The 24,494-nt window shown below is 48.9% G+C and carries 31 protein-coding genes; 5 read left to right on the forward strand and 26 right to left on the reverse strand.

The features are described from left to right. The first annotated feature begins 166 nt into the window (after window positions 1-166). The gene (locus tag ACLQ6D_RS06090; RefSeq protein WP_411726396.1) at window positions 167-1,018 is read left to right on the forward strand and encodes an Ig-like domain-containing protein; all 852 of its coding nucleotides are present in this window, start codon (window positions 167-169) and stop codon (window positions 1,016-1,018) included. Between the two features lie 617 nt (window positions 1,019-1,635). On the opposite strand, the gene ACLQ6D_RS06095 is transcribed toward ACLQ6D_RS06090, so the two are convergent. The 7 genes from ACLQ6D_RS06095 to ACLQ6D_RS06125 all read right to left on the reverse strand — a co-directional run bounded on the left by ACLQ6D_RS06095 (window position 1,636) and on the right by ACLQ6D_RS06125 (window position 4,346). Further along, window positions 1,636-1,878 carry a hypothetical protein gene (locus ACLQ6D_RS06095; RefSeq protein ID WP_411726397.1) on the reverse strand — a complete coding sequence of 81 codons (243 nt, stop codon included), beginning with the start codon at window positions 1,876-1,878 and terminating at the stop codon, window positions 1,636-1,638. A 126-nt stretch (window positions 1,879-2,004) separates the two neighbouring features. Continuing rightward, the gene (locus ACLQ6D_RS06100) at window positions 2,005-2,226 is read right to left on the reverse strand and encodes a hypothetical protein (RefSeq protein WP_411726398.1); all 222 of its coding nucleotides are present in this window, start codon (window positions 2,224-2,226) and stop codon (window positions 2,005-2,007) included. Between the two features lie 32 nt (window positions 2,227-2,258). Then, window positions 2,259-2,591, reverse strand: coding sequence for a hypothetical protein (locus tag ACLQ6D_RS06105; RefSeq protein ID WP_411726399.1), 333 nt, complete (start codon window positions 2,589-2,591; stop codon window positions 2,259-2,261). Further along, on the reverse strand, window positions 2,591-2,905 hold the full coding sequence (locus tag ACLQ6D_RS06110) for a hypothetical protein (protein ID WP_411726400.1): 315 nt from the start codon (window positions 2,903-2,905) through the stop codon (window positions 2,591-2,593). The genes ACLQ6D_RS06105 and ACLQ6D_RS06110 overlap by 1 nt, the downstream gene beginning before the upstream one ends. A 220-nt stretch (window positions 2,906-3,125) precedes the next feature. Next, entirely contained in the window at window positions 3,126-3,569 is a 444-nt protein-coding gene (locus tag ACLQ6D_RS06115; RefSeq protein ID WP_411726401.1) for a hypothetical protein, read from the reverse strand. Further along, on the reverse strand, window positions 3,538-3,987 hold the full coding sequence (locus ACLQ6D_RS06120; RefSeq protein ID WP_411726402.1) for a hypothetical protein: 450 nt from the start codon (window positions 3,985-3,987) through the stop codon (window positions 3,538-3,540). The genes ACLQ6D_RS06115 and ACLQ6D_RS06120 overlap by 32 nt, the downstream gene beginning before the upstream one ends. 125 nt (window positions 3,988-4,112) lie before the next feature. Further along, a complete protein-coding gene (locus tag ACLQ6D_RS06125) occupies window positions 4,113-4,346 on the reverse strand; it encodes a hypothetical protein (protein WP_411726403.1) in 234 nt (77 codons plus the stop codon). Between the two features lie 24 nt (window positions 4,347-4,370). Between ACLQ6D_RS06125 and ACLQ6D_RS06130 the strand changes: the two genes are divergently transcribed. Further along, window positions 4,371-4,778, forward strand: a complete 408-nt coding sequence (locus ACLQ6D_RS06130; RefSeq protein ID WP_411726404.1) for an IS1 family transposase — start codon at window positions 4,371-4,373, stop codon at window positions 4,776-4,778. A 9-nt stretch (window positions 4,779-4,787) separates the two neighbouring features. Here ACLQ6D_RS06130 and ACLQ6D_RS06135 read toward each other — a convergent pair whose 3' ends face one another. From ACLQ6D_RS06135 to ACLQ6D_RS06225, 19 genes are all read right to left on the reverse strand, one after another. Next, complete coding sequence (locus ACLQ6D_RS06135; RefSeq protein ID WP_411726405.1) at window positions 4,788-5,129, reverse strand: FmdB family zinc ribbon protein; 342 nt, start codon at window positions 5,127-5,129, stop codon at window positions 4,788-4,790. Then, window positions 5,129-5,938: a 2-hydroxypropyl-CoM lyase gene (locus ACLQ6D_RS06140; RefSeq protein WP_411726406.1), complete on the reverse strand. Its 810-nt coding sequence runs from the start codon at window positions 5,936-5,938 to the stop codon at window positions 5,129-5,131. The genes ACLQ6D_RS06135 and ACLQ6D_RS06140 overlap by 1 nt, the downstream gene beginning before the upstream one ends. 42 nt (window positions 5,939-5,980) lie before the next feature. Beyond that, entirely contained in the window at window positions 5,981-6,253 is a 273-nt protein-coding gene (locus tag ACLQ6D_RS06145; protein WP_411726407.1) for a hypothetical protein, read from the reverse strand. A gap of 349 nt (window positions 6,254-6,602) precedes the next feature. Then, window positions 6,603-6,821 carry a helix-turn-helix domain-containing protein gene (locus ACLQ6D_RS06150; protein WP_411726408.1) on the reverse strand — a complete coding sequence of 73 codons (219 nt, stop codon included), beginning with the start codon at window positions 6,819-6,821 and terminating at the stop codon, window positions 6,603-6,605. Window positions 6,822-6,893: 72 nt separating this feature from the next. After that, the gene (locus ACLQ6D_RS06155) at window positions 6,894-7,508 is read right to left on the reverse strand and encodes a sigma 54-interacting transcriptional regulator (protein WP_411726409.1); all 615 of its coding nucleotides are present in this window, start codon (window positions 7,506-7,508) and stop codon (window positions 6,894-6,896) included. Between the two features lie 116 nt (window positions 7,509-7,624). Beyond that, window positions 7,625-7,915, reverse strand: a complete 291-nt coding sequence (locus ACLQ6D_RS06160) for a hypothetical protein (protein ID WP_411726410.1) — start codon at window positions 7,913-7,915, stop codon at window positions 7,625-7,627. A 141-nt stretch (window positions 7,916-8,056) separates the two neighbouring features. Continuing rightward, on the reverse strand, window positions 8,057-8,731 hold the full coding sequence (locus tag ACLQ6D_RS06165) for an MEDS domain-containing protein (RefSeq protein WP_411726432.1): 675 nt from the start codon (window positions 8,729-8,731) through the stop codon (window positions 8,057-8,059). Between the two features lie 477 nt (window positions 8,732-9,208). Next, window positions 9,209-10,657, reverse strand: coding sequence for a pyruvate kinase (gene pyk / locus ACLQ6D_RS06170; protein ID WP_411726411.1), 1,449 nt, complete (start codon window positions 10,655-10,657; stop codon window positions 9,209-9,211). Window positions 10,658-10,689: 32 nt separating this feature from the next. After that, window positions 10,690-11,703 (reverse strand): type I glyceraldehyde-3-phosphate dehydrogenase, encoded by a 1,014-nt coding sequence (gene gap, locus ACLQ6D_RS06175; protein WP_411726412.1) that lies wholly within the window; start codon window positions 11,701-11,703, stop codon window positions 10,690-10,692. Between the two features lie 126 nt (window positions 11,704-11,829). After that, window positions 11,830-13,224, reverse strand: coding sequence for an argininosuccinate lyase (gene argH / locus ACLQ6D_RS06180; protein ID WP_411726413.1), 1,395 nt, complete (start codon window positions 13,222-13,224; stop codon window positions 11,830-11,832). A gap of 294 nt (window positions 13,225-13,518) precedes the next feature. Then, window positions 13,519-13,725: a DNA gyrase inhibitor YacG gene (gene yacG / locus ACLQ6D_RS06185; RefSeq protein ID WP_411726414.1), complete on the reverse strand. Its 207-nt coding sequence runs from the start codon at window positions 13,723-13,725 to the stop codon at window positions 13,519-13,521. After that, window positions 13,725-14,495, reverse strand: coding sequence for a cell division protein ZapD (zapD, locus tag ACLQ6D_RS06190; RefSeq protein WP_411726415.1), 771 nt, complete (start codon window positions 14,493-14,495; stop codon window positions 13,725-13,727). The genes yacG and zapD overlap by 1 nt, the downstream gene beginning before the upstream one ends. Window positions 14,496-14,503: 8 nt before the next feature. Continuing rightward, the gene (gene coaE, locus ACLQ6D_RS06195) at window positions 14,504-15,109 is read right to left on the reverse strand and encodes a dephospho-CoA kinase (RefSeq protein ID WP_411726416.1); all 606 of its coding nucleotides are present in this window, start codon (window positions 15,107-15,109) and stop codon (window positions 14,504-14,506) included. Window positions 15,110-15,113: 4 nt separating this feature from the next. Then, window positions 15,114-15,986: a prepilin peptidase gene (locus ACLQ6D_RS06200; RefSeq protein ID WP_411726417.1), complete on the reverse strand. Its 873-nt coding sequence runs from the start codon at window positions 15,984-15,986 to the stop codon at window positions 15,114-15,116. Between the two features lie 122 nt (window positions 15,987-16,108). Further along, entirely contained in the window at window positions 16,109-17,326 is a 1,218-nt protein-coding gene (locus ACLQ6D_RS06205; protein ID WP_411726418.1) for a type II secretion system F family protein, read from the reverse strand. Between the two features lie 2 nt (window positions 17,327-17,328). After that, complete coding sequence (gene pilB, locus ACLQ6D_RS06210) at window positions 17,329-19,041, reverse strand: type IV-A pilus assembly ATPase PilB (RefSeq protein WP_411726419.1); 1,713 nt, start codon at window positions 19,039-19,041, stop codon at window positions 17,329-17,331. A gap of 125 nt (window positions 19,042-19,166) precedes the next feature. Beyond that, a complete protein-coding gene (gene cmoB / locus ACLQ6D_RS06215) occupies window positions 19,167-20,147 on the reverse strand; it encodes a tRNA 5-methoxyuridine(34)/uridine 5-oxyacetic acid(34) synthase CmoB (RefSeq protein ID WP_411726433.1) in 981 nt (326 codons plus the stop codon). A gap of 69 nt (window positions 20,148-20,216) precedes the next feature. Further along, complete coding sequence (locus tag ACLQ6D_RS06220) at window positions 20,217-20,441, reverse strand: hypothetical protein (protein ID WP_411726420.1); 225 nt, start codon at window positions 20,439-20,441, stop codon at window positions 20,217-20,219. A 134-nt stretch (window positions 20,442-20,575) separates the two neighbouring features. Further along, the gene (locus ACLQ6D_RS06225) at window positions 20,576-21,211 is read right to left on the reverse strand and encodes a phospholipid-binding protein MlaC (protein ID WP_411726421.1); all 636 of its coding nucleotides are present in this window, start codon (window positions 21,209-21,211) and stop codon (window positions 20,576-20,578) included. A 177-nt stretch (window positions 21,212-21,388) separates the two neighbouring features. Between ACLQ6D_RS06225 and hemB the strand changes: the two genes are divergently transcribed. The 3 genes from hemB to aroE all read left to right on the forward strand — a co-directional run bounded on the left by hemB (window position 21,389) and on the right by aroE (window position 24,193). Continuing rightward, window positions 21,389-22,408: a porphobilinogen synthase gene (gene hemB, locus ACLQ6D_RS06230; RefSeq protein WP_411726434.1), complete on the forward strand. Its 1,020-nt coding sequence runs from the start codon at window positions 21,389-21,391 to the stop codon at window positions 22,406-22,408. Between the two features lie 66 nt (window positions 22,409-22,474). Then, window positions 22,475-23,176 (forward strand): urate hydroxylase PuuD, encoded by a 702-nt coding sequence (locus tag ACLQ6D_RS06235; RefSeq protein WP_411726422.1) that lies wholly within the window; start codon window positions 22,475-22,477, stop codon window positions 23,174-23,176. Window positions 23,177-23,353: 177 nt separating this feature from the next. Then, on the forward strand, window positions 23,354-24,193 hold the full coding sequence (aroE, locus tag ACLQ6D_RS06240; protein ID WP_411726423.1) for a shikimate dehydrogenase: 840 nt from the start codon (window positions 23,354-23,356) through the stop codon (window positions 24,191-24,193). Window positions 24,194-24,494 lie beyond the last annotated feature (301 nt).

A 24,494-nucleotide genomic window follows, 5' to 3' on the forward strand; every position in this document is an offset into this window, starting at 1 on the left:
TGGTGCTTGACTAGGGCATCGCTTAAACTGGTTTGGGCTAGGTTCTTCCAGGACATGGGCTATTGCTCGGACTTTGATAAGGGCTTATTTTACCAGTTTAGGGGCTTGGGTTCGTGCAAAAGTCTCAGCTAGTTTAAATTCAGGCTCCCTCTATGAGATCCGCGCTGTGTCTGACAATCAACCTCCCACGGTCAATACGAAGACGCCCACGGCCGGAACCACCGGGATCGCCCTGGGGACGACCGTGACCGCGGTGTTCAGTGAGGCCATGACTGCGGCAACGATCTCGGGTTCGACGTTCACGCTACAGGGCCCTGGAGCCACGGCGGTGCCGGCAACAGTCGTTTACAACGCCGGAAGCTTCACGGCGACGCTGACGCCGAGCAGCGCGCTGACATCCGGCACGACGTACACAGCAACCATGAAGGGCGCGGCGAGCGGTGTCAAGGACTTGGCGGGCAATCCGTTGCAAGCGGATGTCACCTGGTCGTTTACCACGGCGGCGGGTGGCTCAGGAACGCAAACCTTCTCCGCCCCTGCCGCCATCACGATCAGGGATAACGCCACCGCCACGCCCTACCCGGCCATCGTCACCGTCAACGGCATGTCCGGCAACACCAGCAAAGTGGTCGTGACGCTCAAGGGCTTGACGCATACTTACCCGGCGGACCTCGATATTCTGCTCGTCGGTCCGGGGGGGCAGAAGGCCATGCTGATGTCGGACGCAGGCGGCGGGGTGGATGTCAGCGGCATCACTCTGACTTTCGACGCAGCGGCCGCTGTGGATGTGCCCCAGTCCACGGCAATAACCACGGGCACCTATCGGCCAAAGGATTACGCCATTGGCCCTGCCGATGCCTTCCCGGCACCGGCACCACCGGCTCCTTGGCTGACTGCCCTGGCTGTATTCAATGGGACGTCGCCAAATGGAGACTGGAAGTTATTCGTGCGCGATGACGCGGGCGTAGATGTAGGCTCAATCGCGAGCGGTGTCACGCTGACGATTACGACTCAGTAAAGGAGCGCAGTAAAAGCATAACGGGGTCAGCAAAGTATGTGCCACCGAACACCACCGCGAGCATTGCCATCATCGCGAAATTGGACCGACAAAACTTACCCCATCCCTGGGATTGAGGCTTTACCAAGAAAAATAAGTCTTTCCGTCGGACAATTTAAAAGCCTCCCAGTTTTGCCTTGTCGCTCCTGTGTGCGTTCTTACATGCAATGTCTGATAGCATTTGGGGGTAACTCACTTTACAAAATTCAAAGTACCACTAAAAAACTCCCCAATTTCTGGGGTATGTCGATGTATCTTAATTGCACGCTTCGTTGGGCTGCAAACATTACACAAAATGCAGTAACTCTGGTTGCAATAAGTGTCAATTTTTGGTGTTACTGTCGTCTGTCTATCACATCATGCTCTGTAAGCCTTATTATTAAAGGAATTCATAATATTAAAATAAAAACATACCCCCAGAAGTACCCCAATTAAATCAGTGCTGCCCCTATATTTCTTATATTGGCATAAAAGGCAACGCGTCAAGCCTTTGACACGGGCTTCTGTTGTGTTGCCTTTGCCATCTTAACCTTTGCGGCATCAATGATAAGCTGTTCCTTTTCCGTTTCTTTTGACCGTCACACAGCGCAAAGGCCAGCGGCAACTCCAAGCATGGTTCCCACCGCTTCCTCGGTCTCGGCAAGCTCCGCATATTGTTCGGTCGCGGCCGTTTTGCCGATAAACATATCCCTGTAATTGTCCCGCCGCTCCTTAGGCCAGCCGATCAGCGCATAGGGGTAGTTAAGGATTGCAGCCAGGGCGTTAGCATCGTCACGGGCTATCGCGTCATCAATGAACCTGCCCTTGTCCTTGTCGCTCATGCCCCTGAACACGGAACGAAGCTCGGCAGCGTAACCGTCCTCGACTAGCCGCGCAAGGTTTTTGTTTCCAGAATCAAGCCTTTTGCGCTCGCCTTCAATAAGGCCTGACAGTTTGCCCTTTGCCTGTCAGACGACTTGCAACAGTTCCTGTTTTTTCTTTGTCACTTTAAGTTGATGCCCTAACTCAGAGTCTAGCCGATCTGGGTTCCCTTGCAGGTTGTGCAGCGCATGGACATTGCCCATAAGGTGTTCTATCTGGCTGTGTAAGGGCTGTTTGAACGGGTCAAAACCGACATTCGGCGGCAAGCGGCTTGCCAGGTGTTGTAAGGCTGTAATTTTGTGTCGCATGGTTCGTTCCTCTTTGTGGTGTTAAAAATAGTTCAATGTAAGAGCCTGGGGCTTTCATAGACACAAACCAACTTATCGCCAAACCGACGGCGCAATGAAGCCCTGGCTTCTTCCAGCGTGGCGTTAGGCATAATCGCCCAAAGCTCACTACTGGGCTTGTCCGCATGGCGGTAACAATAGCCGCGTGTCGCCATTCGTGCCTTGGCCTCCTTTTCTTTTTCAAGCTCGGTAACGATCGTCGCCCTGTGTTTCTTCAAAAACTCCCGTTGTGCTAGTGTCAGTTTGCTGGACGGGCTGATTTCAATATAGCCATCAACCAAGTTGACGGCAAAGCCGGATTGCCTGATTTTGGTTAGTGCGCCCATTAAAAACGCTCCGTGTCATCACACAAAATAGAATGCTCTGTTTTATCCGTCCTAAGCGTCCTATCCGCCCAATCCCGCGCCGTTGCTGGGTTCGCGGGTGGATACATAGAATCGCTATCCGCCCATTCTGGACGCTTATCCGTCCAACTTTCGCTATCCGTCCGGCAAGTGTCCGGGCTGGAAGCCGCGCCAACCGTGGGTTTGGACGCTTTTGGCACTTTGGACGCTTGTAACGTACCCTTTGTAATCTTATAAAACCTTGCGCCGCTTTTGCCTGGGTCAACGAATATCCCAATCTTGCGAAAACTGGGCATCAGCCGTTTTATTGAATTCCTCAGCCCTTTTGTGGATTGAGGCCACGCCCTTGACCTGGTTTGGTTTGTTCCGACTATGTTTTCAAGTTCTTTTAGCAGGTGGGTTGGCGTTCCCGTCCATTCTGTTGTTTCGCCACCCATTAGCATCATGATTGCCGTGCCTACGGGTTACGCTTCGATACCTAGCTCTATGGCTTCCCGTTGGTTTTTGGTGTGGGCTTCAATGAATGTTATGCCCTGGTTTATAGCCTTCCTCACATGCCGTTACCCATAGGGCCACATCAGCCATCCGTGGCTTTTCCTTTAAAACAATACTGTCACGACGGACTAATCCAACTGCTAGGCAATCCAGCAAACCCGCGAATATAGCCGTCTTATCCCTTTCAAATCCGCGCCAAAATTCACTTTCACTTTTTCGGGTATCTGGCTTAATTTCGGGTAAGTTGATAATTAATGCCCGTTCCGCCAAGTCTGGACGTGTCGCTATGTCGTCGATCCCGTTGATGATTACAGGTTTTTGGATGTCGATAAGTATCTGGTCTGTGTCGCTGTAAAGCTGCCTTACGTCATGCCCCCCGCCCGTGGACAATCTGCATAAGCAATCCGATATTTCAGGCGATAGGCCGCTCAGGTTATCCAGCGCGACAACGTGGGTTGCCAGCACTAACCAGCAAGCCTTTAGGCTCTCGTGGTGGGCTTCGCAAGGGTACGCTGGACGGGTCAACCAATGCCCTTATGACACGGCTTGTCGTGCTTTTGCCGCTGCCTTGTTCGCCTTGCAGTATCAGGATTGGATAGGGCTTAACGCCACCCAGGGCGTATAATATCCAGCCAATAATGAGCGGCAAGTCATGGTCGTTAACGTTAAGGTAGTTACCCAGAAGGCTTATATCGCCTTTGCCGTTAGGTATTGGTAAGTCCGTAATGTCGCGTTTGCAGACGAATTTAACGCTGCTGTTTATTTGGGTTTTCCAGCCGCCGGGATCAATGGCTATTACGCTCCGCTCCTTGTCGCAAACATCAATTAGAATGCGCTTGGTATCGTTAAACGTGCGGATGTGGACGGGGTGCAATTCCCCCATTTGTTTCGCTATGGCTTCCAGCGTGTTGATTGCGTCTGATACCGCATGGGTGTTACAACCTTTTCCCGTTAGATTAAAAAATCGAGAGTGTTTACATAAATATAGTTTTTTAGTTTAATATAGCCTTATCCTGATACGGTGGTGGGTATGGTTATGTTGAACTGCAAGCGCTGTGGGAGTGACCGCCGGGCCAAGGGTTCGTTGGCGGCGAAGAAAGCCCTGGCGGTGATCTTGTACAGCGTCGGGAAAGCTTCCTTCGGGATGCTGGGCAAGCTGTTTGGGCATTCCAGGTCGCTGATGTACCGGTGGATAACGGAAGCGGCGGCCAGTTTGCCTGGGCCCGAAGTGCCCGGCGGCATCCAGGAGATGGAATTTGACGAAATGTGGCATTTTGTCGGCTCAAAAAAAACAAGCGCCGGACCGTCAAGGCGTTGGATCGTCGCACACGGCGCACTGTTGCCTGGGTGGTCGGTCGTCGTGATATTGCAACCTTCCGACGGCTCTACGACAAGGTCAAGCACTTGACGAGCCGCACGTCCTACACCGACGACTGGGATGCGTTCGCTGCGGTGTTGCCGAGGGACAGGCATCGGGTCGGCAAGGCGCACACCACGCGGGTAGGGCAGGACAACGGCAATACGCGCCATCATTTGGGGCGGATGACGCGGAAAACCAAAGTCGTCTCGGAAAAGGATGCGATGGTTTATGGTCCCATCAAGCTTTGGTGCGCCTTGACAACGCCTGACATATTCCGGCAACACCAAAATACATTTATTACTATCTTTACATGAACACTCTCTTTATCGGATCGTTTGACCCAACATCGCCCAAGGGGGTGCGCTAACATCCTGGCCCTGATCCGGTTCAACGCGATTTAACGCTCCCTCCGCAACAAGGGCAGCCCGCTCCATGGGCTGCTTCCAAAGGGTGGGGGCCGACGGACAATCGGCGCGTGGTTTGGCGCGGTCACTCCCGCATTGGGAGCAGACCCATTTTTCAGGTTCCTGTGTCCCCGCGAAAACCATGCCGCTAAAAGAATGGCCGCAGTCCGGACAGATTAGCTGGTAGATTGGCATGGCGCGAGTGTTACACGAGACACGGGAAAACAGGACTATTTTCGATCTCCGGTGATTGCTGTGCATCAGGCAGCGACCTTTTTGGCCAGTTCCTCCCGCACCAATTCGGTTCCCGCCACTAGGGCGTGCAATTTTTTGATCGCAATGTATCGTTGCAGCAGAATCAAGCCGCAGTCGGTCGTAACCCCGAGCCGATTGGCCGGAATGACCCGCAACAACCACCGGATCCAATCCGCAACCTGTTCGGCAGTTTCGGTAATGGTGCTTTTCACGTCGATCACGCCGGCCCAGAATGAGACATTGTCCGGTAGCGGGTTCGCCTTCATAAAGTTCAGATCACTCATGTCATCGCTACGACGGCCACAGCTTTCGAGATTCAAAACGTTAATGGGAAGCTTATACACACCGGGTACTACGGATGCGGTGGCCGGTGGTTCTTTGCCGCGCCGCTTGGTCAAATCGAAAATCTCCCCGGTCTTGGCCGTGTCGTCAGGCAGATAGGCCGGCGTACCCCCCCAGTTTCCCCAGCACACATGCACGATGATCTGAGCGTTCTTGACACCTTCCACAGCGCGACTAAATGCTTCAAGCGCCCAATCTTCGAGCCCGTAGGGGAAGGTGAATTCGTCAAGCTGGATGAAGTCGACGCCGAGGGCATCCACTTCACGCAAATCCTCGTTCATTGCAGCGGCAATCGCCATGGCTCGGTCGCGCGAAGATTTGTAGTACAGATCATTGGTGCACTGGGCGAGAACCTGAACGCCGGTATACTGCACCTTGACGGGTTTGCTAGTCGCGTTTTTAAGCGCCCGTGCCTGTTCGACCATAATGGAACCCTGCCGTTTGATCTCCTGATCCAGGGTTCCGGCATGCAAACGGCTGTAGATCGGAAAACCGAGGTGGGGCCGCCTCTAAGGTTATAACCTAAGCGCCGTAAATAATAATAGAGCACCTGATCGGCGTAATTGTCCCCCATGGAGCCGCCCATCGGCGATAATGTCGAGCCCGGCGTTTTCCTGGTCCCTCGCAATGGCGCCGACGGCATCCTCTAAAGCTTCGCGCCATAGGGAGTCCGGGGGTTCCTGGTCGCCGGTGAAATGTCTGGCGAATTTCGAATCCCACCATTTGGGGTTGGGGTAGTTGCCGACCATGCTGGTCGGTATGAGTATGTCCTGATTGCGTATTTTCATTTTTCTTTCCTCCACTCAGGTTTTGGGGTTGTTTCGGAAATTGCCGGGTGCCTCGGAGCAAGGTATTCCGTTTTAGAGTCAGCTGACCAACGCAGGTTCTTTGTCAACCGGCCGGCTATTCCTTGAAATTACCAATGCAACCGCTGTTCCTATGTTGGTGCATTACCAGGAATTTGAGCTAAGCAAATAAAATCCTGAAGAATATTATTTTCAGAATAGATAAAGATAAGGGATGGAAAACACGTTGATGCCGGAGTCGGCTGATGGCCAGCCGTCAGGACTGCCGGATGGTCGTCACGATAAAATTCCTAACGGGGCCGTATGATGCCCAATTTCTGCATTTTGTATTTCAATGAGGTCCGTTCATGCCGAGCTTTGCCGCTGCCCCGGAAGGGCCTGCAATGACCCAACCGCATTCGTTCAGCGCCCGAAGAATATGCTCGCGTTCGAAATCACTAAGGCTTAATTCATCGGTGAGGGTTTCGTTGGCTGGCTTCAGTTCGATAAGCGGGATTTCAAGTGTAGACCCCTGCGACAGGATGACGCCCCGCTCGATGAGATTCGACATCTCCCGTACGTTCCTGGGCCAGTGATAACGGCATAGCGCATTCATGGTTTTCTCAGTGATGGTGGTGATGCGCTAGTTATATTCCCGTGCAAAGCGATCGAAGAAATGCCGGACTAACAGTGGAATGTCTTCAGTGCGTTCCCGCAAAGCGGGGGCTGAGATCGGAAATACATTCAGCCGATAAAAGAGATCGCTACGGAATCGTCCTTCTTCAACCATCTGCGCCAGGTTACGGTTCAACGCCGCGACGAGTCTGACATCAACGCGGATCGTCCTTGAACTGCCCAAGCGCTCAAATTCCTGTTCCTGCAACACGCGCAGCAACTTGGCCTGTAGTTTCAAAGGGATTTCGCCGACTTCATCGAGGAAGATCGTACCCCGGTGGGCCAGTTCGAAGCGGCCGATGCGTTGTCCAACGGCGTTAGTGAATACGCCTTTTTCGTGCCCGAACAACTCGGCTTCCAGAAGCCCTGTTGGAATCGCGGCACAGTTCAACTTGATGAAAGATTGTTCCTTCCGAGTACTCAAGCGGTGCAACGCACGAGCGATTAACTCCTTACCAGTGCCCGTTTCCCCTTGAATTAAAACGCAGGCTTTGGTAGGCGCGACTTGACTGACAAGAAGCAACACATTCTGTAATGATTGACTCCGGCCAATGATATCGCTATTGGGTTCTTCGAACTGCAATTACTGACGAAGGTAAGTGTTTTCTGCGAGCAGTTGATTCTTTGCTTGCTCTGCGGCCACCGTTCGAGTGCATGCGGCAAGAACTTCACCCCGTTGCAATTCGATAATGGCCTAGTTCACTGCGGTCTTAAGCAGGAGGAGATCGATATCGGTGGGAAAATCAGCCTGGGTCGAGGTCGCCACAATCGCGCCCCGGGGTCGGCTGGATTGGGCAACACCGTCGTTGAAGCGGAATCGACGCCTTCCAGCCACGCTTGCAGCGCCCGACCGATTCGTCCTGCATCGTTGGGCGTACCAGAGCCTTCCGCAATCCGGCAAATTTCTGTGTGGGTTGCATCCTGGGAGACGTTCAGCCGGGCATAGGCAAAGTCCAGGCACAACATGCGCACCAAAACATCAAGAAGCATGCCGAGCACTTGAGCCGCATCAGTGCCGCTCCATATTGCCGGCAGGGGCAGAAGACTGAGCAAGTCGTTGATACAGCCCTGGAGATTTCGGATGCTCTCGCTGCCGTCCTGCATAGAGTTACTGAATTTCCGCCTAGATGATCAGGAGGCGACGGACTTATTGTTACGGCTCTGGCGTTTTCGCAACTCGCAAAGGAAATCATCCGGCGGCACGAAAAAGGGATTTTCCTGAAGTACGCCACCGATGATAACCATCGGGTGGGTACGCATGATATCGATCACGGCAGCGGCTCCGAATTGGGCGAGATCGTACACACAGACCACGGGATCCGAATAACAGTGCAGGAAGTAATTGAGCCGAGTTTCATATTCGACAATGTCATTGACGCCCGGCCGGTCTTCCAAAGCCCATTCCATGTGGGCGACCAGGCGGGTCAAAGGAAAGCCCTGCTGCTTGGCTTCGTCAAGGACGCTTTGTAACAAGGCGAGCATTCTGTTCTGATCGAAATGGCCGTCGCGCAGATAAGCTTCGTGCCAATTGCGCAGTTCCAATTGGCCGCTCTGCTCGGCGGCTCCGGTTTCGATTCCAACCGACTCCAGATGCCGCAAGTGTTCGCCGCGTAAATTCGGATCAACAACGTGAAACGCTTTTTCACCACGATCGAGACCTTCCTTGATGAACGGAAGAAGTAACGGGTATTCTTCATCTGAAGAGTGAAAAAAGCACAGATATGGTAAAGGTTGCCGAGTGAGGAACCGCCAAGTCCTATCGGTTTGTGCGATTCGGCAGCGCCCCCGGTGCTCGAATGAATGCAGTCTTTAGTCGAGTTCATGTTATCAGACCATCGGTTTGTTAAGCGGGTAAGCACCAGGGAAGAGATAAAAACGTCTACTCGGTCTTTAGCTGTTTCAGTGTTCCAGACATCAGCACTATACCGAAACCCTCACTTTCTGCTCTCAATTATTTTAAATATAGCGAAGAAGCCTTTCTTCATGTTATCACGCAGAGGCCGACCGGTTATCGATAATTGCAAAGAATCTATTCTAATTAAATAGTTGGCAATCCGGAACGCATAGGGTGTATAAGCCCAACATCATCGTACACCTTTAATTTGTAGTGGTTCAAACTTAATCAGACAGTTCCAGTTTTTTTGATTTATCTTTCAGGTTAAGCCTGGATTACTACCTAACGCCCCTTTGATCAGGCAATTTCCGGAACAATCTAATGCCTCCCGCTTATTTAACCAATCAATCTGTAAACAACCCTGATATTTCTTACATAGTAGTTTAGAGTTAAGGGGTTAGACCCTGACCAACGACAATCACTTTTAGAGCGTTAGTGCCGCCTTGGACGCCTGTCAGGTCGCCTTTAGTGATGATGAATTTGTCACCGTCCTTGGCCAGGTTCCATTTTCTTAATTCTCTGACGATGCTCCGGTTAACTTCGGCATGGTCGTGGCGCTCGTCGATGCGGTGGTAGATAGGGAATACGCCCCGGAACAAGGTGGCCCTGCCCAGGGTCTCTTCTGAACTGCTTAATGCAAAAATGGGTATGCCCGAACTGATCCGTGACATCCATAAGGGCGATGAGCCTGATTCGGTCAATGCGACAATGCCTTTGATTTTAGTATGGTTTGCCATATACATCGCCGACATTGCAATCGCTTCGTCAACACGTTCAAATTGGATACTCACACGATGATCAGAAACACGGACAATGGGCTGTTTTTCTGCTTCCAGACAGATGCGATCCATTGCTTCAACGGCTTTAATGGGATATTTCCCTGATGCCGTTTCTGCAGAGAGCATGATCGCATCGGTGCCGTCGTACACGGCATTGGCAACGTCAAACACTTCTGCGCGAGTGGGGATCGCATTCTCGATCATGGATTCCATCATTTGGGTCGCGGTAATCGCAATACGGTTGAGTTCCCTGGTGCGTTTGATCAGCTGCTTTTGCACGGCGGGCAGGTTAGCATCGCCGATTTCGACACCCAAGTCGCCCCGTGCAACCATCACGGCATCGGATGCCAGGATGATTTCATCCATCACGTTTTCTACAATCGCTTCCGCCCGTTCCACTTTAGCGACGATACCTGCATGGCAACCTTCTGCTAACAGCAAACGGCGGGCTTCATGAAGGTCTTCAGCGGTTCGCGGAAAAGAGATCGCCACATAATCGCACTTTATAAGGGCGATAGTTTTGATGTCTTCTTTGTCTTTTTCGGTTAACGCCGCCGCAGAAAGGCCGCCACCCAAAAGGTTGATGCCTTTGTTATTGGACAGGTCGCCGCCAACGACTACCGTGCAATTGACCCGCATGTTTTCAACATTGACGACATCAAGCACGATACGGCCATCATCCAGCAGCAACCGATTTCCGGGTTTGACTTCCAAAGCCAGCGGTTCATAAGTGATGCCTACCTGGGCGTTATCTCCAACTAATGGATCAAGATTAATATCTAAGGCAAAATCCTGGCCTTCATTCAGGAACACCTTGGTGTCTTTAAAGCGGGCGATACGTATTTTAGGGCCTTGGAGATCGGCGAGAATACCGACACGCCGTCCTGCTTTTTGGCTGAGTTCCCTGATCGTTTTGGCCCTGTCGATATGGTCTTGAGCTGAACCATGGGAGAAATTCATGCGAACGACATCAACCCCGGCGTTTATTAATTCTTCAAGGACGCCGGGTTTATCCGTGGCCGGCCCAAGTGTCGCTAAAATTTTGGTTCGTCTTAACATTAGGTGGTTATTTCAGTTTTATGGATGAGTTGTTATTTTGTGTTAACCAGGGCAACAGTCGTATCAAGCATACGGTTTGAGAAGCCCCATTCATTGTCATACCAGGACAGGACTTTTACGAAGCTGCCGTTCAGGACTTTGGTCAATGCTGCCTCATAAATAGACGAGGCCGGGTTGTGATTGAAGTCGACTGAAACCAAAGGCTTTTCGTTGATGTCCAGGATACCTTTCAAGAAACCGGTAGACGCGGTCTTAAGTATTTGGTCTATTTCTTCTTTAGTGGTGCTTCTGGATGCCTGGAAAGTTAAGTCCACTACGGAAACGTTGATAGTCGGAACGCGCATGGCAAAACCATCCAGTTTTCCTGCAAGTTCAGGCAACACTAAACCGACTGCGGCGGCGGCGCCAGTTTTGGTAGGAATCATGGATTGCGTGGCTGAACGGGCACGATGTAAATCGCTGTGGTACACGTCGGTCAACACTTGGTCATTCGTGTACGAGTGTATGGTAGTCATCAGGCCATGTTCCACGCCTATCGTGTCGTGCAGTGCTTTTACTATAGGCGCCAAACAGTTGGTGGTGCAAGATGCGTTCGAGATAACGGTATCAGATGCCTTAAGTGTGTTGTGGTTAACGCCAAAAACGATGGTGCCATCCACGTCATTGCCGCCTGGAGCGGAGATAATGACTTTTTTAGCGCCAGCAGCGATGTGGGCTGAAGCCTTGGCTTTGCTGGTGAATAAGCCGGTGCATTCATGGACAACATCGATACCCAGTTCGCCCCATGGCAGTTTTGATGGATCCCGCTCCGAGTACACCTTGATTCTATCGCCATTGATGACGATGCAATCGCCGTCAACGCCCACTTCAAAGGGGAACTTTCCATGCACGGAGTCATATTGGGTCAGGTGTGCATTGGTTTTGGTGTCGCCCAGGTCATTGACCGCTACAATTTGAATTTCGTTGGTGCGACCTGATTCGTAAAGCGCACGGATGATATTACGACCAATACGGCCATAGCCGTTGATGGCAACTTTAATAAGCATTGAGGATCTCCAGAATGATTAGGTGATGGGGCAACAGAAATCTCAAGGTTTCTGTAAATGCTTTCATTATACAAAAAAAGGGGTATTTCGTCCATGCCCTAAAAAACGGTAGCTATCGGATATTGTTTAGCTGTTTTTTAATGTTTCTCTTGCGGTATGGATAGCCCTTTTTACGGTTTCTGGCGCGGTGCCGCCTATGTGTTTACGTGCAGCAACGGAGCCTTCCAACGTTAATATGTCGTATACGTCTGCTGTGATCAGTGGCGAAAATTGTTGTAATTCAGGTAGTGATAATTCGGCAAGGTCGCGTTGACTATCAATGCCTAATCGCACAGCTTGGCCGACGATTTCATGGGCATCGCGGAAGGCCAGGCCCTTACGTACCAAGTAATCGGCAAGATCGGTTGCTGTCGCGTAGCCGCGTTTGGCCGACAGATACATATTCTCTTTTTTGGCCTTGAGGTGGGGAACCATATCAGCATAAGCACGTAGGCAGTTAATTAGCGTGTCTACCGTATCGAACAAGGGTTCTTTGTCTTCTTGGTTATCTTTGTTATAAGCTAAGGGTTGGCCTTTCATGAGCATTAGCAACGCAATCAAATGGCCTGTTACCCTGCCTGATTTTCCGCGCACCAGTTCAGGGACATCCGGATTTTTCTTTTGCGGCATGATGGATGAACCCGTACAAAAGGCATCGGGCATGGCGATGAAATCAAACTGGGCGCTGGCCCACAAGATCAGTTCTTCCGAAAAACGCGACAGGTGCATCATTATCAAGCTGGCGGCTGCTGTAAATTCAATGGCAAAATCGCGGTCGCTCACTGAGTCGAGCGAGTTGGCCGAAGGTCGGCTAAAGCCAAGCAAATCGGATGTCAATTGACGGTCGATAGGGTAGCTGGTACCTGCCAAGGCGGCGGAACCTAAAGGCATGACGTTGATGCGTTTGAGACAATCTTGCAAACGCTCATGGTCGCGGCTGAGCATCTCAAACCAGGCCATCAGGTGATGACCGAAGGTGATGGGTTGGGCAACCTGCAAATGGGTGAAGCCGGGCATGATCGTATCAGCGTGTTGTTCGGCCAAGTCCAGGATAGCTGTTTGCAGCCGTACCAGTTCACTTTCTATATGCTTGATTCCAGTGCGAAGATAAAGACGAATGTCAGTGGCTACCTGGTCGTTGCGTGATCGGCCTGTATGTAGTTTTTTTCCAGCATTGCCGATAAGGTCAGTCAATCTGGCCTCAATGTTCATGTGTACATCTTCCTGTTTTATTGACCAGACGAATTCACCACGGGCTATTTCGTTGGCTATTTGTGTCAAGCCGCCAACAATTGCATCGCGCTCATCCGTAGTCAGTATACCAATCGCACATAGCATGGTGGCGTGGGCAGTAGAGCCTTGAATGTCTTGCTCCGCCATGCGCTTATCAAAATTTACAGAGGCGGTAAATTCTTCCACAAAAGCGTCGGTGGCTTCCGCAAAACGGGCGCTGGATAATTTTTCGGAATTAACGGTAGTCATAATTTTAGCAAGCCAATTAACTGCATGGGTGGTTGTTTTGTGGCATGAAAGAAAATGTTTCGTAAGCCCTAGTTGGATAGTTTCTAGTCTTGGAACGTGTTTTAAAAGCTGCTACGCGGCTCGATTGCTGCGTTGCGCGGTGCTCGAAATCCTCATGTACACCACGTACACTCCGGTTTCTGCGCTCCGTGCGCCTTACACTCGTTCCGTTCGCGACGCTTTTAAAACACGTTCTTAGGGTTTAATTGCACTTGGATTAACGGCGATGTTTTGCGAATAAGGGATGCCTTATTTTCACTGAAATAACGAGTTGTCATCGCCATCATTTTCAATAGGCACAGGCTCTCCAGGGATTATTTTTTCCTCCATTGCCCATTCACCTAAGTCGATTAGCTTGCATCGCTCACAGCAGAAAGGTTTGAATGGGTAATCTGTTGTCCAGTACACGGCTCGCCCACAATGGGGACATTTTACGGTCAATGCTTGCCGTGATAAGGTCATCAGAACAAGCAGCGGGTTAAGAAAAAAGGAATGTCATCCGGGCTTTGTGTGGGTCGTTGCTCATCAGCTGAAGGCACCATGAACCTTATGGTGCAACGGTGTTTGCCGCCACTGATCTCGGTGAAACAGGGCAGTGACTTATCCATATTTACCTTAATGAGTTGGTAGGATAGATTTTTGTCCAAGGCAATCTGGAAAAAACCCGCCTCAGCTATTTCTTCGCTGGGTGCATTGCTGGTACGGACATAATCAAGGATGAGATCGATAGCGGTGCGAATTTCGTTGAAAGGATTGCTCCAGCGTTCTAGATCTTTTAAGCGGATCGATTCATCCTGCTCCAGCCAATAATGAAATTCCGGTAGGTCAAATGAGCAGGTTCCACCTGGAATTGAACTGCGTTGTGCGACACTTTGGAACAGGTCGCTTTCCATGATTGCTATGCCTATTTTCCCACTGGTTGCGTAGAGTTTTTTACTGGTTTGGGTGAGCTGATTAAGTATTGATTCCAGATGTTTCGGGTCAACATTTTGGCTGTCAGCGAATCTATTAAGCACTTTCGCATGCCTATCCAATTCTTTTAGTATTTCCGACTTGAGGTCGTTGCGCCTGAAAATCGACATAATATTCAACAGCACATTTATGGCAGCACGTTTGTCCACGATGGTTGGACTAGAAGAAAAATGGCTGAATTCTTGAAAGAGCTGTTCTAGCCTAATGAAAATTCGGATTCGTTCATTGAGTGGAAATTCATAGGTGATGTGATTTTTCACGAGCGTGTTTATCCTAAAGATGCGCTGATTGAAAGGTAAAGATTGTGCAGTTTTTTGACGTTTTCTGCAAGTCCGCTACCGTCGGTATTAGAATTATCGATGACATCGTCGGCATGGGCCATCCTAAATTCTCTACTCACCTGGCTGTTAATTATAGACTGAATTCTTGCGTCAGCTAAGCCATCCCGGCGCTTAACGCGCTCTATCTGGATTTTGACCGGGCAATCGATAACGAGTATCCGATCAACAAGATGGGACATATGCGTTTCAAACAATAACGGGATGCTGACGATACAATAGGGTGTGGCCAATTTGTTAACTTTCTCTTGTATTGAGGCAAATACTAGAGGATGCAGGATAGCTTCAAGTTTCTGTTTTTGCTGCAAATCTGAAAAAACAATTTCCCGTAAATATTGTCTACTTAAAGAACCATCAGGATTGAAAACTTTATTGCCAAAGGCTTTGGCGATGTCTAATAAAGCGGGTTGCCCAGGTTTTACAAGCTTATGTGCTATGTCATCAGCATCGACGACCGGGACGTTCAATTCTGTAAACAACTTGCTGACCGTGGTTTTACCACAGCCTATACCTCCGCTAAGACCTACTTTGAACACCCGATTATAGGCCCGCTATTTTCAAGTAGAGATGGTTAATATCATTGCCCCATATCAGGGCGATCCAGCCCGCAGCCGCCAAATAAGGCCCGAAGGGGATAGGTGTGTTGCGGTCATGCCGGGAAAATACAATCATGGCGATGCCAACTACTGCGCCGGCCAGCGATGATAGCAAAATGATGATAAGCAAGGACTGCCAGCCCAGCCAGGCACCAAACAAAGCGAGCAGTTTGAAATCGCCATAACCCATGCCTTCCTTACCAGTTGCCAGTTTAAACAGGTGATAAACGCTCCAAAGCGCCAAGTAGCCGACAATGGCTCCGATAATGCTGGCGTGACTATTGGTAAATAACCCGAACACGCTCAAAAGTAGCCCCAACCACAGCGTAGGTAGCGTGATTGAATCCGGTAATAAGTGATGGTCAATATCGATAAAACTCAATGCAATCAATGACCAGGTCAAAAGTAAGGCAAATCCTGTTTGCGGAGCAAAACCAAAATGCCAAGCTATCAAGACTGAGCTGAGGGCGGTAAACGCCTCTATGACCGGGTAGCGCAAGGAAATTGGATTATTGCATTTGGCGCATTTGCCTTGTAAAAAAATATAACTGATGATCGGGATATTCTGGTAAGGTTTTATGGGCGTGTTGCAGGCAGGGCAGCGGGAGAGCGGAAAAACAAGATTAAAAGCTTTTTCCGCTAGAGGTTCAGCGGACATGCCCAGATACTCTGCACACTCCTTACGCCAGCTTTGCTGCATCATGACGGGCAGACGATAGATAACCACATTCAGAAAACTGCCAACCAACAGGCCAATCAAGCCGACGAGAGCGGAAAAAAAGGTCGGAGAGCCGATAAGATAGTCGAATGGTTGCATGATGTGCAAATAATAACGTTAGTTTGCTGGCGTGAGCACGCACGCTTTAAGTGGTTTAGACAAATATGCGGTTCGAAAACCAACCGCAATCCACTATGGCAAAGAAAAATACCCGGCAACAATCAAATCGCAGAGCCCATTTTGAAGATAGGCAGATACATGGCAACAACCAAACCGCCGACTAGGGTCCCTAAGACGACCATGATGATAGGTTCCATCAAGCTGCTCAGGTTATCAACCAGATTGTCGACTTCTTCTTCATAAAAATCGGCCACTTTGGCTAACATGGCATCAATAGAGCCGGATTCTTCGCCAATGGCAACCATTTGTTGCACCATATGCGGGAACAGTCCGGTTTGGCTCATGGCAAACTGTAGCCGCTGGCCGGTGGCCACTTCTTCGCGCATCCTTAAAACAGCCTCTGCGTAAATAATGTTACCACAGGCACCAGAAACTGATTGTAGCGCGTCGACTAAGGGAACGCCGGCTGCTGACATGGTCGATAAAGTCCGTGCGAAACGTGCGACGGCTGACTTGTTCATGATCAGGCCCACTATGGGGAGTTTTAATAATGTCCTGTCTAGGAAATGACAAAATTTCCTGGAACGTTTCTTGAAATAGCTGAAAGTATAGACACTGGCGATGACAGATAAGATAACGATCCACCAGTATTCCTGCATCCATTCCGACATGGCAACAACCATTTTTGTGAATGCGGGCAAGTCGGCGCCAAAACTCTTGAACAAATCTGCAAACACAGGTACCACAAAGATCAGCAGGATCGTTGTCACAATAAAAGCCACGACGACCACCGCGATCGGGTAGGTCAGGGCTTTTTTGATTTTTTTCTTCATGGACTCGGTTTTTTCCTTGTAAGTGGCGATTTTGTCCAGCAGGGTTTCCAGTACTCCCGCATGTTCGCCTGCCTCAACCAGATTACAAAACAGCTCGTCAAAATAGAGGGGTCTTCTATTGAGCGCTTCGGCTAAGGTATCGCCGCCTTCTATGTCTGCTTTAATGCTCAGCAATAGGTCTTGCATGCTGGGGTTTTCATTGCCTTTTCCAACAATATCAAAGGATTGGACTAGGGGCACACCAGCCTTGAGCATGGTGGCCAGCTGCCTTGAAAAAAGCGCGATATCGCCTGGAGTGATCGCTTTTGCCCTGCCTTTAAACAGGGGCTTAGGTTTAGCTTTGATTTTGGTTACCCGGTAACCTTGCCGTCTCAATTCCGCCTTGGCAACCGCTTCGCTTTTCGCAGGAAAAACGCCTTTGCTTTTTTTTCCAGTTTTGTCCTTCCCTTCCCAGAGAAAATTTAGTTGTTCAGTTTGTTCTGCCATTGCTATTCCTTGGTCACTCTATTAATTTCTTCGATACTGGTAATACCCAGACGAACCTTGTTTAAACCCGATGCGCGTAAATCATTGATACCTTCCGATTTTGCCTGCTCAGCCAGTTGCATGGCATTGCCACCTTCAAGTATCAAGGCACGCATTTTTTCGCTCAGGGTCATCACCTGGTAGATGCCGACCCGGCCTTTATAGCCATTCGTGCATAGTTCACAACCCACCGGCCCGTACAATTTGAGCGTTTTTAACTCTCCTTCATTGAAACCTATGGATAATAGGACATTATCCGGCAAGGTTACATTCGTTTTACAATGCTCGCACAGGCGCCTGGCCAACCGCTGTGCCATGATCAAGTTCACCGCCGAGACAATGTTAAAAGGTTCAATCCCCATCTGCATCAGCCGGTTCAATGTTTGCGGTGCATCGTTGGTGTGCAGGGTAGACAACACCAAGTGGCCGGTTTGCGCCGCTTTTACGGCAATTTCGGCGGTTTCCAGGTCGCGAATCTCGCCGACCATGATAATGTCCGGATCCTGCCGCAAAAAAGCCCGCAACGCATTGGCAAAGGTCAACCCCGACTTAATGTTGACGTTGACCTGGTTAATGCCCTCCACGGTAATTTCCACGGGATCTTCAGCCGTGGAAATATTACATTCCATCTTATTGAGGATATTTAAGCCGGTATAGAGGCTGACCGTTTTGCCGCTACCCGTAGGTCCGGTTACAAGCACCATGCCGTAAGGTTTGTTTATGGCTTCCAGAAAAAGTTTTTGCTGTTCCGGTTCAAAACCCAGTTTTTCGATACCGAGCTGGGCGGTGGTAGGATCCAAAATACGAAGGACCACTTTTTCACCAAACACGGTCGGACAAGTGTTGACACGAAAATCAATCGCACGGGATTTTGACAATATCATTTTTATACGGCCATCTTGAGGGACCCGGCGTTCTGCTATGTCCATCTTGGACATGACTTTAATCCTGGATATGATACGGTTGGCAATATTTCCTGGAGGACTTGCTATTTGGTGCAGTATCCCATCCGACCTGAAGCGAATGCGGAAATTTTTTTCATAAGGTTCGAGGTGAATATCGGAAGCCCCTTTTTTGATGGAGTCCAACAGGATCTTGTTGACGAAACGAACGATCGGGGCATCGTCAATGTCAGCGTTTATGTCATTTTTTGTAGTATCTTCTTCGCCACCCGTTACATTCAGGTTGTCCAGATCGGTATCCATAAGATCTGACATGGTCGTATCGACAGATTCCATGGCAGACTCAATGACTTTAAGTAGTTTGTTTTCCTCGACCAAAACAGCTTCGAGATTGAGCAAACTCTGAAATTTAATATCATCAAATCCATGCGTAGCGGTCGGATCGGATATGGCAATGAACAGCGTTTTGCCCCGTTTCAAAAGAGGCAGGGCATTGTGCTTGCGGATCAGTTTTTCGCTGACCAGGTTTATAGGCAAGTTGCGAAGATCAATGGCATCCAGATCGAAAAATGGCACACCGAATTCAATCGATGCTTTTGAAGCAATAGTTCGGCTATCGACAACTTTGTTGGCAACTAAGTAGTTTATCAGGGAGACCTTGTTTTTTTGGGCCTCCTGAATATAATTTTTAGCGTCTTTTTCCGTTACCAAGCCTTCCTGGATTAGACATTTTGCAAGCCCGCCGAAATGAAAATCTGTTGTCGCTGTAGCCATGGAGTCTTTACTCAGTGATCGTATCAGATGAATATAGATGAAAGGGGGATAAGGTTCAAGGATTAATAAAACAGCTACCCTGTCTTAATCTCCAGTAAAAATGGCTTGCCTGCTTTTAACCTAACTTAGCAACTTGCCGTTTGCGCTATAAAAATGGCCCGTTTTGGCGCTGGGAGGCCTTCGCAAGTCAGCATTGGGTTGTCTGGGGCTAGATTATCTTTTAGCGAATGAAAAGTCATCCACGCCGTACTCCGCTGTTCTTCCGTACTAGTTACAGTGATATCTATCAGGCGGATATTTTTAAATCCGCAACGGCTTAACCAAGCCATCAATGTTGGACAGCTTGGCAGAAACCAGACATTACGCATTTTTGCATATCGGTGTTCAGGGACTAGCACTTCGCCTAATCCGCCATCAATAATTAGCGTTTCCAAAATGAGTTCCCCGCCGGGCACAAGGCAATCCCTTAATTCCAATAGATGGTCGATGGGAGAACGGCGGTGATAAAGCACGCCCATAGAAAATACGGTATCAAACGCTCTCAGACCGTATGGCAGGTCTTCTATACCTAATGGCAGGACAAAAACAGGCGGCGTTTCCCCATGCAGTTTTCGTACGGACTGGAATTGCATGACGTTAAGCAACATGGGGTCTATGCCGACCACCAATTTAGCTTGGGCGCCCAGCATGCGCCAGCAATAATAACCGTTACCGCAGCCTATATCCAGAACCAGGCGGTGCTTGAGCGGGGAGATATGATTTTCGACGCGCCTCCATTTCCAGTCTGAACGCCATTCAGCATCAACCTTAATGCCAAATAGCCCGTAAGGCCCTTTCCGCCAGGCATGAAGGCTTTTTAACTGGGTTTCCAGTGTTGCCCTTGCCAGCTCTGTCAAGTCATTCGCAGAGCCTATTTGTACAACGTCCGCATCGAGGATACGTAGTCTAGTAGAAAATTCCGGCAGCTTATCAATTAGCTGCTGCCATATTGCCAACAGTCCATGACGGGTTGGGTCGAACGCATCGCTGATTTGTTGTGGTAAGCGATCTGCCCATGGGTCTGCCTTTGCAGACCGTAGAGCTTGATATAAGGGCTGGTAATCAATCACTTAAGGGCAATTATTGAAGCATGTAAAGTATTGGAACCAGACTTCAGCACTGTTGAAGCCCACTTTTTAGTCGTTGCCGGTGCTGGCTAAAGGTTTCAGGGATAAGGACGTTTTCCAGGACGGTTCGTTTTTGGCTAATTTCCAGGCCAGTATAACCATTGGCGTTTTTAAAAAGTTGATTCGTCCGATTTGCAGGGTGCGTTGTCTGTCATCATCAAACGTGAACGCGCTAATGTCACCGAGAGGATTGGCGAAAACGAATCTTTCAATGGACTCACGGTGGATGGGCAAATGCGCTCATTAGGACAGGATTTTCTGGATGGCATCCAGTTTTACGAATCGGTGGGCTTGAGGATTAGCGGTTTGAGATACTTTTTTCTTTTACTATCCCTGCCTTGCGGAAGGGATAAGCTTCCAAAGGGATGTTAGGAGTTTTTGGCTGCCAGGGCTTCTGCGTTGCGCTTGGCCAGTCCATCAATAACAGCCGCCAAGGAACCTTTAGTCCTGACTTCATTGCTGAAAGTTGAGCGGTAGTTGGTCACCAGGCTGACGCCTTCGATCATGATGTCGTAAGCTTTCCATTCTCCATTTGACAACAGCATACGGTAGTTTACGCTGATGGGTTGCAGGCCGGGTTGCAAAACTTCCGTCTTCACGACCACTTTGTTGGCGGCATTTCCCATTTCCAGCGGCAGAAAGCGGACAGTCCAATCTTTAAATTCCACAAATGCGCGGGAATAAGTCCGTACCAGTAAGGTCTGAAACTCGCGTTTGAAACGTGTTTGCTCATCCCCGCTTGCTGTTTTCCACAATTTACCCAAAACTAACTCGGAAATTTTGTCAAAATCGGTGTGCGGGTAGATGGTTTGGTCAACAAATTGGGCAACTTGGGCAAAATTTTGGCTAAATGATTTATCCTGTAACTTTTGTTGGAGCTTGTCTGATGCCTCTTGAATAGCCTGTTGGGGAGGCAATAAGTCTGAAGCCTTTACGCCAGTTACGGACAACAAGCTCAGTAGTACAACCAGTAAACCCAATACTTTATATTGTTTTGTTTTCATAAAACCCTCTAAAATCAGGCCAATGCTACCCAGCCTATTAAATAGGCGGCATTGGCAGATGATATGGTGAATAAGCAGGAATGCCGTTTACCCTTTTTTAATCAAGTAGTTTCAACCAATTCGACAGAAAAGCCAGGGTAAAAAGCCATTATTCCGTAATCCATGAGTACACATAAGATGCCTTATAGTAACATTAAATTTCCTTCCACACGTATGCGAAGAATGCGTTTTGATGATTTTTCCCGCCGCTTGATGCGCGAGAATCAACTAAGCGTCGACGATTTAATATATCCCATGTTTGTTATTGAGGGCTTAAACCGGAGGGAGCCTATTCCGTCCATGCCAGGTATAGAAAGATTGTCCCTGGATTTATTATTGGAAGAAGCACGGGAAGTTTACGAGCTTGACATTCCAGCCATTGCGCTGTTTCCAGTGATTGGCGCAGATAAAAAATCCAATGATGCGGCAGAAGCCTACAACCCTGAAGGTTTAATCCAACGTAGCGTCAGGGCATTGAAAAAAGACTTGCCAGAGCTAGGAATCATCACAGATGTTGCTCTTGATCCCTTTACCGTGCATGGTCAGGATGGCCTCATCAACGACCAGGGTTATGTCGTTAACGATGAAACGGTAGCAGTGCTCGTCCGGCAAGCGCTTTCCCACGCTGATGCCGGCGCAGATATTGTTGCGCCCTCGGATATGATGGATGGACGTATTGGCGCTATCAGGCAGGCTTTCGAGGCAAAAGGGCAGATTAATGTAAGAATTCTCGCTTATTCGGCCAAATATGCCTCCAGTTTTTATGGGCCATTTAGGGATGCAGTTGGCTCATCAGGCAGTCTGGGCAGCGGTAACAAATACAGTTACCAAATGGATCCTGCCAATTCCGATGAGGCTTTGCGCGAAATCCAGCTTGATTTACAGGAAGGCGCGGATATCGTCATGATTAAGCCAGGAATGCCATATTTAGACATTATCCGCAGGGTAAAAGACTTCTATGGTGTGCCCACTTTTGCTTATCAGGTCAGTGGGGAGTATGCTATGATTAAAGCCGCTGCCCTAAATGGTTGGCTGGACGAGAGACCAGTTGTTTTGGAATCCCTGCTGGCTTTCAAACGTGCCGGCAGTGATGCAATTCTGACTTATTTTGCAAAATCTGTAGCTAGCTGGTTGGCTCAGGCTGATAGGCATGTTTGAACAAAACGCTATCTTCAAGGATGTGCTATAAATCAATAACAAATTACTACAATGAGAGGTATTGCTATGGAATTAGTTACAACAACTCCCGGTTATGAAATGCTGCTACGCTGGGTGCATTTGTTAGCAGGTATTACCTGGATCGGTTTGCTTTACTATTTTAACTTGGTACAGGGTGAATACTTTAAAGAAGCCGATGGCGGTGCAAAATCGGATGCCATACAAAAATTAGTGCCACGGGCGTTATGGTGGTTCCGTTGGGGCGCTATGGTGACCTTGCTGACTGGTTTAGGTATCCTTGGCCTACGGGGTGCCGGCAATTCCCTTGATATTTACGTTGGCGCGTTTCTCGGTATCCTTATGTTCACGAATGTCTGGTTAATCATCTGGCCTAACCAGAAGACAGTCATTGCTTCTGCGACCCAAGTTGCTAACGGTGGGCAAGCATTGCCAGAAGCGGCTGGTGCGTTGGCAGCAGCGGGTCTGGCCTCGAGAACGAATACTTTGTTTTCGGTGCCCATGCTCTATTTCATGGGTGCGTCAACACATTTTCCGCATGGTTTTAATTTCCTGGCTTTCCTGATTGCCGCCGTCATTATTCTCGCGTTGGAGTACAACGGTGCTTATCCAGCGCTAAAAAATGTCGGCTTTTTAAGTAAATTGCCAGCTGCCGGAAAAATGGGGCCTTATACCAGTGTTAATGGGGTGATCTACTGTGGATTAGGGTTGACAGTTATCCTGTTCCTGATTGTTGATTTTATAAAGTGACAGTTATCTAAATTATTCAAAAAAATAGCCGCACTATGCGGCTATTTTTTTGTCCGTGTTGAGTGCAATTAGCTTGGGAATCATTCAGCGTAGTTAAATTATTTCCGATTTATTGTTGTTTATCTTATCGTTACGTTGATTGTCTTGGAACTATGGTTGATAACACAAGGTACGAACATGACTGATAAAGACTGCTATGCGGTGTTTGGTTACCCAATAAAACACAGCAAATCGCCGCAAATCCATCGGCTTTTTGCGGAACAAACCCAACAATTGCTTGAATATACCGCTCAAGAAGTGCTGGCTGAACGGTTCAAGGATTCGGTTAACGTTTTTTTTTCTCAAGGTGGTAAAGGTTTAAATTGTACCTTACCCTTAAAAGAACTGGCCTGGGCATTTGCCGACCGCAGGACGGAACGCGCCGAATTGAGCAAAGCCGTTAATACGCTGGCGTTACAGGGGGATGGTTCCCTATTGGGCGATAATACCGACGGTTGTGGTCTTATTGCGGACTTGACGGGCAATCACGGTATTTCTTTAGAGGGAGCCAGGATTTTAATTTTGGGTGCGGGAGGGGCTAGTCGGGGGATTATTGCGCCCATCCTCGGACATTCCCCTAACCATTTAACCATAGTAAACCGTACTCCAGAGAAAGCAATTGCTTTGGCAACCGAGTTTAGTATCTTAGGTGATGTGGAGGGCTGTAGTTTTGCCGACATACAAGGTCAACAACCATTTGATTTAATTATCAATGCGACCTCGGCAAGTTTGACCGATGAAATGCCGCCACTTGCAGATGATTTATTGGCTGCGGAAGGTGTGTGTTACGACCTTGCTTACGGCAACAAACCAACGTCATTTGTCCGCTGGGGCGCAGCACACAATGCCAGAAAAAGTCTGGACGGATTGGGAATGTTGGTTGAACAAGCGGCAGAAGCGTTTTTCTTATGGCGATCAATTCGTCCACAAACAAAGCCAGTCATAGCCGTATTGAATGCCGAGCGCGGATTTTCTTGATAGATTAGCCAACGTTTTCCGAGAAGAAAGCACTTTTTAAGCAAATTTTGTCCGATGCTGATTAGGTACAAGGTTGTAGCTTTCAGCGTGGAACGAGAAAGAAATTTTAAATTTCTTTTAGCTATTTTTATCATAACCTCTGCATCCGCCCATTACCGGAACGTCCAATGGCAAGTCTTACTTAAAGTGCAAGAATATCTAGCGTTGTATTTAGCAAATGATGGGCAAACGATAAAGCAGTTTGCCCACCCTTGGGCTATTACGTAACATCAGTTAGTTAACTTGATCGGGATATGATATT

Source organism: Methyloglobulus sp. (assembly GCF_046714055.1).
Classification (GTDB): Bacteria; Pseudomonadota; Gammaproteobacteria; order Methylococcales; family Methylomonadaceae; genus Methyloglobulus.